Origin of the sequence: Nocardioides sp. SLBN-35 (assembly GCF_006715725.1) — a bacterium.
Taxonomy (GTDB): domain Bacteria; phylum Actinomycetota; class Actinomycetes; order Propionibacteriales; family Nocardioidaceae; genus Nocardioides.
The window spans coordinates 523,229-536,150 of record NZ_VFNU01000001.1; the positions used below are offsets into that span (position 1 = coordinate 523,229).

Genomic DNA, 12,922 nt, shown 5'->3' on the forward strand with positions numbered 1-12,922 from the left:
ACGAGCGCGTGAAGGTTCGTGCAGGACGGCGGATGCGGGTCGGCCCGGTTGCGGCGACGCTCGGCATGACGGCGCTGGTGCTGCTCGGCGCTCCGGTCCCGACGGCTCGGGCCGACCTCGGGCCCGACCAGGAGATCAGCGTGAGCGGCGTCGAGTACGCCTGCAAGGCGAAGAACTCCGTGATCGACGCGACCGTCGGCGGCCCGCAGAAGTTCGTCGTCAACGCACGCGCCACGGTGCCCTCGAGCTTCGACGGCGGCGAGAGCATCCCGACGGTCCCCGCGTCCCTCGACCTCGTCATGCCCGTTGCGCTCATGGACAAGATCCGCATCCTGCCGACCAACGGTCCCACCGGAAGGGTGGAGCGACTCGGCGGCAGTGCGACCTCGGACGTGCTGCTCGAGGGGGTGGCCAGCAGCGGCGCCAAGCAGACCGTCAGCCGTCCTGTGCAGAACCTCTCGGCTCCGCTCCAGGCGGTCCCGGCGACCGGGTCGATGACGATCGCCGACGTCGACGGCAGCGTCGCGTCCTTCACCGCGCCGAGCATCGGTGGCGACGGCCTGGTCTACGTCTCGCTGCCCTTCTACTTCCAGATCCACGCCAAGCTCGATCCGCCTGTGCTGGGCTCGATCGCCGAGACCGACCTCGACTGCTACCGGCTGGCGGACACCGCCGCCCAGCGCGTGATCGGGACGATCGAGGTCGGCGCCGGCTGCAGCACCAGCGCGTGCCCCCTTCCGGCGGTCGACCGCTCGACGGAGCCGACCTGGGTCCAACGAGTCCGCGGTGGCGGCACCGGCAACCCGAGCAATCCCGGAAACCCGGGCAACCCCGGAAACCCGGGCACTCCGACCGACCCGGGTACGCCGAACCCGAGTGGCGCCGGTGTCGATCCCGGCAGCCCGACACCCGAGGGTGACGGCTACGACCCCGCTGGTTGGAGCCACGACAAGGCCGACGGCGCTGGCGACATCGTGGTGACCGAAGCCCTCGCGGACACCGGCTCCCCGGTCGGCGGCTGGGTGTTCGGCGTGCTCGCAGCCGCTGTGCTCGCCCGGATCGCGGTGGCCGTCCGGCGACGCAGCCCCTCGCGTCGGTGAGCGCCCTCGCCGTTGCCGGACGACCCTTCACCGCTGCAGGTCGCCTCTTCGCCTTCGGCGCCGACGCGTTCCTGGCGCTGTTCCGCGGCCCCTTCCAGGTGCGTGAGTTCGTCCAGCAGGCCTGGTTCCTCGCGTCGGTCACGATCGTCCCGACGGCGCTGGTGGCGATCCCGTTCGGCGCTGTGATCGCGCTGCAGGCGGGGAGCCTGATCCAGCAGTTCGGTGCGCAGTCCTTCACCGGCTCGGCAGCGGTGCTCGCCATCGTGCGTGAGGCCGGCCCGATCGCCACCGCCCTGCTGGTCGCGGGCGCGGGGGGATCTGCGATCGCGGCGGACCTGGGCGCGCGGAAGATCCGCGAGGAGCTGGACGCAATGATGGTGATGGGCATCGACCCGGTGCAGCGCCTCGTGGTGCCGCGCGTGCTGGCCAGCATGCTCGTCGCGGTCTTCCTCAACGGTCTGGTCAGCTTCGTCGGGGTTCTCGGCGGCTACTTCTTCAACGTGATCCTGCAGGGCGGCACCCCCGGTGCCTACCTGGCGAGCTTCACCGCCCTCGCCCAGCTGCCCGACCTGTGGCAGGGCATGGTCAAGGCACTGGTGTTCGGGCTGATCGCCGGCGTGTGTGCGGCGTTCCAGGGGATGAACGCCGGCGGCGGCCCACGCGGCGTCGGCCAGGCGGTCAACGAGACCGTCGTGATCACCTTCCTGCTGCTCTTCGTGGCCAACTTCGTGATGACGACGCTCTACTTCCAGATCATCCCGGCGAAGGCCCTGTGATGGCGACCCTGGACTCCCTGTGTCGTCGCTCCACCGGTCTCGTCGACGAGCTGGGGAACCACCTCGTCTTCTATGCGCGCGCCGTTTCCTGGCTGCCGGGCACCCTGGTCCGCTACCCGCGGCAGACCTTCCAGCTGCTCGGCGAGGTCGCCTTCGGGCAGGGGGCGCTGGCCGTCATCGGCGGCACCGTCGGCGTCGTGGTCGCGATGGCCTTCTTCACCGGCACCGAGGTCGGCCTCCAGGGCTACACCGCACTCAACCAGCTCGGCACCGGTGCCTTCGCGGGCTTCTTCTCCGCCTACTTCAACACCCGCGAGATCGCCCCGCTCGTCACCGGCATCGCGCTCGCGGCCACCGTGGGCTGCGGTTTCACCGCGCAGCTCGGCGCCATGCGGATCTCCGAGGAGGTCGACGCCCTCGAGGTGATGGCGATCCGCTCGCTGCCCTACCTCGTCGGGACCCGGGTCATCGCCGGGCTGATCGCGGTGATCCCGCTCTACGTCGCGGGCCTGTTGTCGTCGTACGCCGCGACCAGACTGACCGTGACCTTGGCCTACGGACAGAGCAGCGGCACCTACGACCACTACTTCACGCTGTTCCTGCCCCCGGCCGACATCGCGTGGTCGTTCGTCAAGGTGCTGGTCTTCGCCGTCGTGGTGATCCTGGTGCACTGCTACTACGGCTACAACGCGACCGGGGGTCCGGTCGGGGTCGGCATCGCGGTCGGCCGCGCCGTACGGACCTCGATCGTGGCGATCAACGTCATCGACCTGCTGCTGTCGATGGCCATCTGGGGCACGACCACCACCGTCAGGCTGGCCGGCTGATGGCCCGCGTCGCGCTGCACCAGCGCACCGGCGTGGTGCGCACCAGCGGCATCGTCTTCCTCGCCCTGATACTGGCGATCCTCTGGCTGACCCACGCGGTCTTCACCAAGAGGTTCAGCGACGACGTGCCGGTGACGGTGGTCAGCGAGCGTGTCGGCCTCGCCCTGAGCAAGAACGCCGACGTGAAGCTGCGCGGCGTGATCGTCGGCCGGGTCGAGACCATCGCCGTCGACGGTGGCGCCGCGGAGATCGACCTGCGGCTCGACCCCGACCTCGCCGCCACGATCCCGGCCCAGGTCGAGGCGTTCATCGTGCCGAAGACCCTGTTCGGCGAGAAGTACGTCGACCTGCGCCCGGTCTCCGGATCGGGCGGCCGGGCCATCGCCGCCGGCGCCCGGATCCGCCAGGGCACGATCCCGGCCGAGGTCGAGCGGCTGCTCGACGACGCCTATCCGCTGCTCACCGCGGTGGAGCCGGCCCAGCTCTCCGCGACGCTCACCGCGCTCTCCGAGGCGCTCGACGGCCAGGGCGACGACCTGGGCGCCTCGCTCGACGAGCTCGAGGCCTACCTCGTGAAGCTCGAGCCGCTGAGCGACGAGCTCGTCGACGACATCGTCGCGCTCGGCGAGGTGTCCGAGACCTACGGCGACGCGATGCCCGAGATCGGCGACCTGCTCGCCGACGCCGTGGTTACCGGCGACACCGTGGTCGCGAAGGAGCAGCAGATCACCAGGCTCTTCGCCGGGGTCGACAAGCTGGCCGACACCGCCGACGCCCTTCTCGACGACCACGGCGACCAGCTGATCACCCTCGCCGACGAGTCGCAGGCGACACTCGACCTGCTGGCCCGCTACGCGCCGACGCTGAGCTGCGTGCTGAACGGCATCAAGGGGCTCATGCCCCGCCTCGACGACGCCTTCCGCGACCAGCGAGCCCACGTCTCGATCGAGTTCGGACCGCGGTCGGCGACCGGGTACGGCGCAGGGGAGGACCCGCGCTATCCCGCCGTCGGCCGCGCCCCGGGCCCGGGCTGCCGCACCCTGCCCACCCCGCCGTACGACGCCGACCGGCCCGCGCCCGGCGCCCCTGCCGAGGTTCTCGCCCTCTTCGGCATCGCCGACCACCGGCGCAGCATGGTCACCGCGTTGGTCGCCGGAGCGGCGGGCGTGGAGCCTGGCGAGATCCCCGACCTGGCCACGGACCTGGCGGCACCCGCCTTGGAGGGTGCGGAGGTGAGCGTCCGATGAACCGTTGGGACCGGACCAGCGTGGCAGCGCTGGTCAAGCTGCTCGGCTTCCTCGTGGCGACCGCCCTGATGACGACCGCTATCGCGATGGTCATCGGCAACGCCTCGTTCGACGAGCGCACCCGGTACCAGGCGGTCTTCTCCGACGCGACCAGCCTGGTGAGCGGTGACGACGTCCGGATCGCGGGTGTCCGCGTCGGCCGGGTGACCGACATCCACGTCCGCCGCGGAACCGAGGCCGTGGTCGGCTTCTCGGTCGACTCCTCGGTCACCCTCACCGACGCGACGGTGGCCGCGCTGCGCTATCGCAACATGGTCGGCCAGCGTTACCTGTCGCTGAGCCCGGGCGTCGAGGGCCGCGGGCGGGCGCTGCGCGCGGGCGGGACGATCCCGCTCGCCCGGACCACGCCCGCCCTCGACCTGACGGCGCTGTTCGCCGGGTTCAAGCCACTGTTCCGGGCCCTCGACCCCGAGCAGACCAACCAGCTCGCCTTCGAGCTGATCCAGGTGTTCCAGGGCGAGAGCGGCACGGTCGCCTCCCTGCTCGACCGGACCGCCTCGCTCACCGGGACGCTGGCCGACCGCGACCGCCTGATCGGTGACCTGATCGGCAACCTCACCGCCGTCCTCACGACCTTCAACGACCGCGACACCGAGCTGGCCGACACCATCTCGACGCTCCAGCAGCTGATCACCGGGCTGGCCGCCGACCGCGGGAAGCTGCTCGACGGGCTCGACCCGATCGCTGACCTGGCCGACTCCACCGCGCACCTGCTCGGCGACATCAGGCAGCCGCTCGCCGACGACCTCGCGGGGCTCGCCACGCTCAGCGCCAGTCTCGACACGCCCTCGGCACGCACCCGCCTCGACCAGACCATGAAGGTGCTGCCGATCAAGCTCGACCGGCTGACCGACGCGATGGCGTACGGCTCCTTCTTCAACTTCTACATCTGCGAGATCGGTGTGCGCGGGTCGCTGCCGGCACTGCCGACGGTCCAGGGCTGGCAGCAGCGCCGCGAGCTCTTCACCACGACGCGGGTGAAGGTGGAGGGAGAGGGCGTGGAGCGATGCCGATGAAACCCGTGCGTGACCGCAACCCCACCGTCGTCGGCGTCGTCGGCGTCGCGATCCTGGCGCTCGGCCTGGCGTTGGCCCTCAGCGCCAAGCACCTGCCGGTGATCGGTGACGGTGCGACCTACCGCGCGCAGTTCACCGAGGTCGGCGGCCTGAAGAAGGGTGACGACGTCCGGATGGCCGGCGTCCGGGTCGGCAAGGTCACCGCGCTCGATCTGGACGGCGCCACCGTGACGGTGTCGTTCACCGTGAGCGACCACGCCGACCAGCTCCGGGCGGACACCGAGGCGTCCATCCGGATCAAGACCCTGCTCGGCACGATGTACGTCGCGCTGGAGCCCAAGGGCGCCGGCCGCCTCGATGCGGGCGACACCATCCCGACCTCGCGGACCACCCCGCCGTACGACGTCGTGGCGGCGTTCTCCGACCTGACGACCACCACCCAGCAGATCGACACCGACCAGCTCGCGCACGCGATGGACGTGCTCGCCGACGCGAGCGAGCACACCCCGGACGGGTTCCGCGGCACCGTCGACGGCATCACCCGGCTCTCGCAGAACCTCGTCAAGCGCGACGAGCAGATCGACGCGCTGCTCAAGAACCTCTCCGGCGTCGCCGACACCCTCGACGCGCGCAAGGGCGAGCTCGCCCGGCTGTTCCGCGACGGCGGCACGCTCTTCGCGGCGCTGACCGCGCGCCGGCAGGCCGTGCACGACCTGCTCGTCGCCGTCCGTGACCTCAGCAGCCAGCTGCGCGGCCTGGTGCGCGACACCAACGCGACCCTGAAGCCGACGCTGGTCCACCTCGACAGTGTGCTCGACGTCCTCGAGGCCAATGAGAAGAGCATCGACACCGCACTGGAGACGCTGCCCACGTTCTACGACGGCGTCAACAGCGCGACCGGGAACGGGCCGTGGATCGACGGCTTCATCTACAACCTGATGAGCATGCTGGGGGTGCCGGGGCTGTGAGTGCCGTCGAGTCGCGTGGGAGCCGGATCCGGCCGCGGGTGGTCCTGGGCGTGGTGACCCTGTTCGCGGTGGTCGTGACGGTCGCGCTCGCCGGAGCGGGCGTCATCCGGCTGTGGCCCGGGGAGCGCCAGCAGCACCTGACCGTCGACTTCAGCCGGACGGTCTCGCTCTACCCCGGCTCGAACGTCCGGATCCTCGGGGTGACCGTCGGCACCGTCGATTCCGTGACCCCCATGGGGACGAAGGTGCGGGTCGAGCTCTCCTGGGACGCGCGCTACCCGGTGCCCGAGGACGTGCACGCCATCATCGTGTCTCCCGCGATCGTCGGCGACCGGTTCGTCCAGCTGACGCCCGCCTACGAGGGAGGCGAGAAGCTCGCCGACGGCTCCTTCCTCGACCAGGCGCGCACCGAGGTTCCCGTCGAGCTCGACGAGACCTATGCGGCGCTCGACCAGCTCGCCACTGCGCTCGGCCCGGGCGGAGCGAACCGCGAAGGAGCGCTGTCGCGACTGGTGAGCAACGGTGCGCGCAACCTCGAGGGGCAGGGCGCCGAGCTCAACAAGTCGATCAGCGCACTGTCCGAGCTCAGCAGCACCTTCGCCGACAACAAGGACGAGTTCTTCGAGGCGATCACCAAGCTCGCCGGCTTCGTGCAGATGCTCGACGCCAACGACGCCGCGGTCCGCGAGTTCAACACCAGCCTGTCGGCGGTCTCCCAGGTGCTCTCCGGCGAGCGCGACGACCTGACGGCCGCGTTGTCCTCCCTGGCCGGCTCGCTCGGCGAGGTCGAGAGGTACGTCGCCCGGAACCGGGCGTCCCTCAAGGGGACGGTCAAGGGCCTGTCCGAGGTGGCCGAGACCCTGGCCCGCAACAAGGAGCACCTGGCCGACGTGCTGGTCGGCGGCCCGGACGCGATCACGCACCTCGTCTCCGCCTACAACCCCGCCACGGGCACTCTCGACACCCGCGGCCTGCTCAAGTCGCCGAACAGCGACGACTTCTCACTGCTCACCCAGCCCGCGGTGGTCGCGGCCTACTGCGGCCTGGCGGTGGAGCAGAACCCCGACCAGGCCGACGCCTGCTACGCCGTCGGGCGGGTGCTCCAGCAGTTGGCCCCCGCCGGGTCGGGGTCGTCCGCCTCGGCGGGCACGTCCGGTGCGTCGTCGCGGACGGCGGACGCCGGTGGCATCGACGCGTTGATGGGAGTTGCCCCGTGACCGCCGTCCGTGCGCGGGCCGCCGTACCCGCCATCCTGTCGCTCGCCGTGGCCCTGGCCGGCTGCTCCGGCTCGGTGGGCGACGTGCCGCTGCCCGGCGGCGCCGACGTGGGCGACCGGCCGTACTCGGTCACGGTCGACTTCGAGAACGTGCTCGACCTGGTCCCGCAGAGCGCGGTCAAGGTCAACGACGTCTCGGTCGGCCGCGTCACCGACGTCTCCCTGGACGGATGGCACGCGCGGGTGCGGCTGCTGATCAACGGCGACGTGACGCTGCCCGACGACGCGACCGCGAGCATCCGGCAGACCAGCATCCTCGGCGAGAAGTTCGTGTCCCTCGCGCCGCCCGCCGACGGCGGGTCGGGGCGGCTCGGCGACGGGGACGCGATCCCGATCGCCAGCACCGGCCAGAACCCGGAGATCGAGCAGGTGCTGGGCGCCCTGTCGATGGTCCTCAACGGCGGATCCGTGGCGAAGCTCTCTGCGATCACCCATGAGCTCAACGACACCATCGAGGGTCGCGAGAGCGACCTGCGCATCCTGCTGCGCCGCCTCGACACCATCGTCGGCACGGCCGACGACTCCAAGCGGGACCTGGTCAAGGCGCTGCGGCAGATCGACCGCCTGGCCGGCGCCACCCGCAGCCAGACCACGGCGATCGAGTCGGCGCTGGACCGGTTGCCGGCCGCGCTCCGGGTTCTCGACTCCCAGCGCGACGACCTGGTCGAGATGATCTCGTCCCTCACCTCGCTCAGCGACGTCGCGACCGAGGTCATCGACAAGTCCCATGCCGCGACGGTGCGGGACCTGCGGCGGCTGGCCCCCATCGTGGCCCACCTGGCTCGCAGTGGGGACGCCCTGATCGACGCCCTGCGCGTGCTCCCGACGTTCCCGTTCCCCGACGCCGTGGTGGGCAACACGCCCGAGCGGGCGGCGCAGACGGCGACCGGTGACTACCTCAACACGGTCATGGACTTCACCACCGACTTCGGCAAGACGTTCGCCGCGATGACCCCCGCCGAACGGGACGCGATGATCACCTGGCTGCAGTCCCAGGACGGCGTGGCGTCGGTCGTGGCAGGGAGCGCGGTCCAGTGAAGCCGACCCTCCGTACCCAGCTCGTCGCCCTGCTGGTGCTCGCCGTCGCCGGCTCCACCTGGATCGGTGCCCGGTACGCCGACGTGGGCCGGCTCCTCGGCCGGGGCGGCTACACCGTGACGGTGCACCTCGCGGACTCGGGCGGCATCTTCGCCGGCGCCGACGCGACGTACCGCGGAGTCAGCGTGGGCCGGGTCCGCACGATGACGCTCACCGCCGGCGGCGTGGACGCCCAGGTGGAGATCGAGCGCTCGGCTCGGATCCCCGCCGACACGATCGCCGTCGTCGCCAACAAGTCCGCGGTCGGCGAGCAGTACCTCGACTTCCAGCCGCGCAGTGACGGCGGCCCGTTCCTGCGCGACGGCTCCCAGATCGCCCGCAGCGCGACGAAGATCCCCGTGCGCACCGACGCCCTGCTCACCAACCTGGACGCGCTCGTGGCGTCTGTCTCCACCGACGACCTGCGCACCGTGGTCGACGAGCTCGGCGTCGCCTTCACCGGCACCGGCCCCCAGCTGCGCCGGCTGATCGAGTCGTCCTCGGAGGTGATCGCGACCGCACAGGACAAGTACGAGGTCACCGCCCAGCTGATCCGGGACTCCCGGGTCGCGCTCCAGGCCCAGGTGGACCACGGCGACAACATCCGCACCTTCGTGCACGAGCTCTCCCTGCTCTCGGGAGCGATCCGCGCCGCGGACCCCGACCTGCGTCGGGTCATCGACGACGGCGCGTCGGCCGCCCGCACCCTGGAGGCCGTGATCGCGGAGAACGCCACGTCCCTCGGCCGCCTGGTGGACAGGATGATCACGACCAACCGCGTCGTGCGGGCCCACCTGCCCGGTATCCAGGGCGTGCTGGTGCTGGCGCCCTACGGGCTGGAGGGGGCGTACTCGATCCTCGCCAAGGACCCCGCGACCGGGAAGTACGCCGCTCGCTTCAGCCTCTCGATGCAGCCCGAGCCGGACGTCTGCACCAACGGGACGCCTGTTCGTCCGCCGTTCGACACCTCCCCCGGCTCTCCGGAGCGGACGGGAGAGGCGGGCAGATGCACCGCGCCGCGCATCGTGGCGACCTACGACGAGACGACGAAGCGACTGCTGCCCGGGGTGGGAGTTCCCGAGAAGGCGGCGACGGACGAGGGAGGTGAGTCGTGGCGATCACTGGTGGTCGGAGCGGCAGTGCAGGAGTGAACGGACCGGAGCGCGAGTCCGGTGAGCGTTGGGCCGCTGCGCGGCCGGTCGCGCTCCTGCTGGGACTGGTGCTGGTCGCCGGCGTCGCCGTCGGGGTCTGGGCGCTGCTGCGCCCGGTGCCCGCGCAGGAGGAGCAGGCCGCTGCGCGGGCAGACGCCGTCGCTGCGGCGTCGCGGTTCGCGACGAGCGTCAACACCTACGACGTCACGGACGTGACGGCGTACACCGACCGGGTCGCCTCCCTGCTGACCGCGCCGTTCGCCGAGCAGTTCCGGACCTCGACCGACGGACTGCTGGCCGCCTACGCCGAGACCGGCCTGAAGAGCCGTGGCAAGGTCCGGCAGGCCGCCGTCGACAGCATCGACTCCGACTCCGCCCAGGTGCTGGTGGCCGTCGACGCCGAGACGACGCCGGCAGGGCTGCTGACGAACCCGCCGCGGTTGCGCTGGGAGGTGTCGTTGGTCCGGGAGAAGGGCCGTTGGCTGGTCGACGACTTCCGCGCCGTCGAGGCGGCCGCGGCGACCGACGAGGCGGGCGACGAGTGAGCATCCGGCAGCCACGGCGATCCAGCGCCGCACCCCGGCGCCGTCCCCGCGTCGCGGGTCAGCCGGCGGGCCAGGCCGTCGGCGTACGGACCGCGGAGACCGCGCCGGAGGCCGAGCCCGTCCTCGTCGCTCCTGCGGCGCGCTCGGAGCGTCGGGGGCCGCGGGTCCCGCGGCGGAGCTGGCGCTGGCTGGCTCCGTTGCTGGCGGCCAGCGTCGCCGGTGCGGCCTTCGGCACGGTCGCCACCCTCGAGCGTGCTGACCGCGACGCCCGTGCCGCGGACCAGGCAGCCGCGCAGGAGACAGCGGCCTCCGCGGCCGCGACCGCAGCGGAGGACATCCTCAGCTACGCGCATGCCACCGTCGCCGCGGACCTCGAGGCCGCCCAGGGACGGATGACGCCGGGCTTCGCCAAGGAGTTCGCCGAGGTCGTCCCCACCGTGGTGTCGCTCGCCGAGCAGCGTCAGCTGGTCGTGACCGCGACCGTGCGCGATGTCGCTGTCGTCGAGTGCGGCGAGGAGTGCTCCACCTCGACGGTGCGGGTGCTGCTCTTCGTCGACCAGGAGCGGACCGGGGAGGGCAAGAACCTCGACCCGATCGAGATCCGCACGGTGCTGACCATGACCCGCGTCAAGGGCACCTGGCTGGTCAGCGACTCCGTCTCCCTCTGATCCCGGCCGGCTCCTCCCAGCCCTCCCAGGGCCGGGGTCAGAGGTGAGTGCTCGCGACCAGGTGCCCGTGGACGATCGAGCGGTCCTCGGTCGTGGTCAGGTCCGCGCAGGTCACCAGCGTGATCAGCGCCCGCTTCGGGACCGCGCTCGGACGACCGGGCACCGGGCGGATCACGGTGGTGTCGCTCGCCGGCACCTCGATGTCGGTACCGCCGTCGTCGAGCACGTAGGTGTACAGGTGGGTCCGGGTCTCCACCGTGACCTCGTCACCCACGCGGAGTGAGGGGAAGTCCGCGAAGGGCTGCCCACGGGTCACCCGGTGGCCCGCGACGGCGAAGTTGCCGACCTGGCCGGGCCGCGCGGTGTCGGAGAAGTGCCCGACCCCCGAGGCGAGGTCGTCCTCGCTGACACCCTGGATGACCGGGACCTCGAAGTCCGCACCGAAACGGGGGATCCGCAGCACCGCGAAGCCGTCGCCCAGCCGCAGCGGATCGTCGGTCGCGTCGCCCTGGCGATCGCCCCAGTCCTCCTGGAGGGCCCCGACGACCTCGCGCTGACGGTGCTCGGCGACGACGTTGGTCCCCCACAGCTGCCAGCCGAGCCAGGCGAGCAGGGCGACGATCAGCAGGCTCAGCAGTACGGAGAGCAGCCGTCCGGGCGTGGGCCGGGAGGTGGTGGTCGTCGTCATGGGCCTCTGGACGAAAAGGCGAAACCCGGTGGGGGCGTCCTGCGACGCCCCCACCGGGGTCTCGTTCTGGGTGGACTACTTGACGACCTTGACCTTGACGGTCGTGGTCGCGCCGCTGACGTTGGCGTCACCGGCGTAGGCGACGGTCAGCGTCTGCTTGCCGGCCTTCTTGAACTTCTTCAGCTTGATCGTGGCCGTGCCGTTGACGACGGCGCCGGTGCCGACGGTCTTGCCCTTGAGGGTGACCGTGACGGCGCCGGTCGCGCCGGCCGGGGCGGCGACACTGACGGTCACCTTCGGAGCCTTCTTCTTGGCCTTGACCTTCTTCGGGGTGACCTTCGCCGACGCGATGGACGCCGAGGCCTTGCTGACCGTGACGCTGGTGCTGCCGGTGCTGGGCAGGAAGCCCCACGCCTCGGGGTAGCGCACGGTCAGGTTGTGGGTGCCGGCGGCGAGAGTCGCCGGGAGCTTGACCGAGCCGGCGCCGTTGGTGACGGTGCCGCGTGCCAGGACCGTGTTGCCCTCGAGGACCTCGACCGGACCGGTGGCGCCGCCGGACACGTTCACGGCGACCGTCGAGGACGCGCCGTAGGCCGCAGGAGTGGCGCTGGCGCTCAGGGTCGTCGCCGTCGGCTCCTCGATCGGGACGGGGTTGTCGAGCAGCGTGTCGTCGGCCTGGTCGATCACGCAGGTCATGTCAGTCGACACGTTGACGTACTCCGGCTCCATGTTGTCGCCGTAGACCCAGCCGCCCTTGATCAGAGCCTGGGCGGTGAACTGCTGCGGCATGTGCAGGGTGATGTCCTTGCCGGCAGCGTCTGCCGGGATCGCGACGGCGCGAACCATGCCCGCCGTGGGGATCAGCCACGGGGTCGGCGGCGTGACATCGTTCTCCGCTCCTACCGGGATGGGAGCGTCCTTGACGCTGAGCCCGTCGATCGGCACCCAGTTCGGTGCGGCGCCGTCCAGCGACAGGCCGAGCGTGGAGTCGGTCGAGGACCCGTCGACGGCGTTCGCGACGTGCGTCAGCGCCTTGTTGGCCAGCCACAGGTTGTCCGACATGTGCAGGGTGATGGTGGTGGGCGTGGCGGCGAGCGTCTGGCCCGCGTAGGCCACCGAAGGAATGGTGGACTGCGCGCGAACCTCGATGGGGTGCTGGCCGAGGCTCGCGGAGTCCGAACCGAGAGTGATGATCGGCTCACACTCGTAGTTGAACGTCTTGTCGATCGTGATCACGCTGTCCGCGGCCTGCGCAGGGGCGCCGAAGGACGCGACGGTCAGCGCGGCCGAGGCCAGTCCGCCGGCGGTGACCGCGGCGAGCCGGCGGGGTGAAGCGATAAACATCAATGTTCCTCTCGGGGGTATAAACGTTGCTGTTTCTCGGAAGTGTTGCAGGTCACCTGCCCGCCGGCAAGGTCAACAAGGCATCTCGTAAACTGGAGTTGCACCGAGAGTTGCGGCGACCCTGTCCCGCGCCTGGGACCAAGGTCCCGGGTCGGGACCGGTCGTCGTTCGTATGATCG

General features: G+C 71.1%; 13 protein-coding genes. 11 read left to right on the forward strand and 2 right to left on the reverse strand.

The features are described 5' to 3' along the window. Positions 1-8 precede the first annotated feature (8 nt). Genes FBY23_RS02630 through FBY23_RS02680 form a run of 11 tightly spaced genes read left to right on the forward strand, consistent with a single transcriptional unit; the run spans position 9 to position 10,711 of the window. Positions 9-1,100 (forward strand): DUF6801 domain-containing protein, encoded by a 1,092-nt coding sequence (locus FBY23_RS02630; RefSeq protein WP_141796721.1) that lies wholly within the window; start codon positions 9-11, stop codon positions 1,098-1,100. After that, complete coding sequence (locus tag FBY23_RS02635) at positions 1,097-1,876, forward strand: ABC transporter permease (RefSeq protein WP_174245176.1); 780 nt, start codon at positions 1,097-1,099, stop codon at positions 1,874-1,876. Before FBY23_RS02630 ends, FBY23_RS02635 begins: the two co-directional genes overlap by 4 nt. Continuing rightward, the gene (locus tag FBY23_RS02640; RefSeq protein ID WP_141796722.1) at positions 1,876-2,703 is read left to right on the forward strand and encodes an ABC transporter permease; all 828 of its coding nucleotides are present in this window, start codon (positions 1,876-1,878) and stop codon (positions 2,701-2,703) included. Before FBY23_RS02635 ends, FBY23_RS02640 begins: the two co-directional genes overlap by 1 nt. Then, entirely contained in the window at positions 2,703-3,950 is a 1,248-nt protein-coding gene (locus tag FBY23_RS02645; RefSeq protein ID WP_141796723.1) for an MCE family protein, read from the forward strand. Before FBY23_RS02640 ends, FBY23_RS02645 begins: the two co-directional genes overlap by 1 nt. Next, positions 3,947-5,026 carry an MCE family protein gene (locus FBY23_RS02650; protein ID WP_141796724.1) on the forward strand — a complete coding sequence of 360 codons (1,080 nt, stop codon included), beginning with the start codon at positions 3,947-3,949 and terminating at the stop codon, positions 5,024-5,026. Before FBY23_RS02645 ends, FBY23_RS02650 begins: the two co-directional genes overlap by 4 nt. Next, on the forward strand, positions 5,023-5,994 hold the full coding sequence (locus FBY23_RS02655; RefSeq protein ID WP_160158135.1) for an MCE family protein: 972 nt from the start codon (positions 5,023-5,025) through the stop codon (positions 5,992-5,994). Before FBY23_RS02650 ends, FBY23_RS02655 begins: the two co-directional genes overlap by 4 nt. Beyond that, entirely contained in the window at positions 5,991-7,211 is a 1,221-nt protein-coding gene (locus FBY23_RS02660) for an MCE family protein (RefSeq protein WP_160158136.1), read from the forward strand. The genes FBY23_RS02655 and FBY23_RS02660 overlap by 4 nt, the downstream gene beginning before the upstream one ends. Next, on the forward strand, positions 7,208-8,308 hold the full coding sequence (locus FBY23_RS02665) for an MCE family protein (RefSeq protein ID WP_160158137.1): 1,101 nt from the start codon (positions 7,208-7,210) through the stop codon (positions 8,306-8,308). Before FBY23_RS02660 ends, FBY23_RS02665 begins: the two co-directional genes overlap by 4 nt. Continuing rightward, positions 8,305-9,498, forward strand: a complete 1,194-nt coding sequence (locus FBY23_RS02670) for an MCE family protein (protein ID WP_160158138.1) — start codon at positions 8,305-8,307, stop codon at positions 9,496-9,498. Before FBY23_RS02665 ends, FBY23_RS02670 begins: the two co-directional genes overlap by 4 nt. Next, positions 9,495-10,043 (forward strand): hypothetical protein, encoded by a 549-nt coding sequence (locus FBY23_RS02675; protein WP_141796728.1) that lies wholly within the window; start codon positions 9,495-9,497, stop codon positions 10,041-10,043. Before FBY23_RS02670 ends, FBY23_RS02675 begins: the two co-directional genes overlap by 4 nt. Further along, the gene (locus FBY23_RS02680; protein ID WP_141796729.1) at positions 10,040-10,711 is read left to right on the forward strand and encodes a hypothetical protein; all 672 of its coding nucleotides are present in this window, start codon (positions 10,040-10,042) and stop codon (positions 10,709-10,711) included. Before FBY23_RS02675 ends, FBY23_RS02680 begins: the two co-directional genes overlap by 4 nt. A 37-nt stretch (positions 10,712-10,748) precedes the next feature. Here the strand turns inward: FBY23_RS02680 and FBY23_RS02685 are convergent, their stop codons facing one another. Then, the gene (locus FBY23_RS02685; protein ID WP_141796730.1) at positions 10,749-11,399 is read right to left on the reverse strand and encodes a class E sortase; all 651 of its coding nucleotides are present in this window, start codon (positions 11,397-11,399) and stop codon (positions 10,749-10,751) included. A 75-nt stretch (positions 11,400-11,474) separates the two neighbouring features. Next, positions 11,475-12,743 (reverse strand): Ig-like domain-containing protein, encoded by a 1,269-nt coding sequence (locus FBY23_RS02690; RefSeq protein ID WP_141796731.1) that lies wholly within the window; start codon positions 12,741-12,743, stop codon positions 11,475-11,477. Positions 12,744-12,922 lie beyond the last annotated feature (179 nt).